The sequence below is a fragment of the Brevibacillus sp. NRRL NRS-603 genome (assembly GCF_003013445.1).
Lineage (GTDB): Bacteria > Bacillota > Bacilli > Brevibacillales > Brevibacillaceae > Brevibacillus > Brevibacillus formosus.
Genome location: NZ_PXZN01000163.1, coordinates 1 through 637, shown reverse-complemented (window position 1 = coordinate 637; position 637 = coordinate 1). Strand labels below are relative to the sequence as shown.

At 46.2% G+C, this 637-nt stretch carries 1 protein-coding gene; it reads left to right on the top strand.

Annotated features, from left to right (window positions below; genetic code table 11):
- The first annotated feature begins 74 nt into the window (after nt 1–74).
- Nucleotides 75–593: a ribonuclease FAU-1 family protein gene (locus C7R94_RS29620; RefSeq protein WP_106786042.1), complete on the top strand. Its 519-nt coding sequence runs from the start codon at nt 75–77 to the stop codon at nt 591–593.
- Nucleotides 594–637: the final 44 nt, after the last annotated feature.

Sequence of the window (637 nt, the reverse complement as noted above, 5' to 3'; positions counted from 1 at the left end):
TTGTTTGCTATCTGACAAAGCGGTACCATTCATGGTAGAGTAAAAACAACCAAAACGACGAGGGAGGGCAGGCTATGAAGCGAAAACGAGCAGATCGACCTGGTTGGAGACGCGTGAAGCGATTGGGCTACCAGCAGAAATGGGTAGAAGCTTTGTCTTTCTCAGGGTACACTGTCCGCCTGACTCTGGACGAAGTAAGTGAGCCTGCCTACATGTCTGTCGGGGATCAAACAATGTGTGTGGGCAATAGAGGATATGTGTATTTGCAGTATTTTCCCCATGGTCAAGCTTATGCGGTTACGAAAATGCTGGATGAGTTGGGGAATACCGTGCAATGGTATATCGATATTTGCCGGGGACATGGCAAGGATGAGAACGGGCATATCTGGTATGACGATTTGTACCTCGACATCGTAGTTCTGCCGACAGGAGAAGTATACCTGCTTGATCAGGATGAACTCGATGAGGCATTGAAAAAAGGTGTTATCACGAGCGAGGATTACCAGTTTGCCACAGAGACCGCTGATCTTTTATTACGTAATATTTTGGCGGGCAAACGGGATGACTTTGACTTTCCGAATTTTTTTGCATAAACGTATGGAAGAACGAAGGCGGTTGTTGCTTTCGTTCTTTTTTT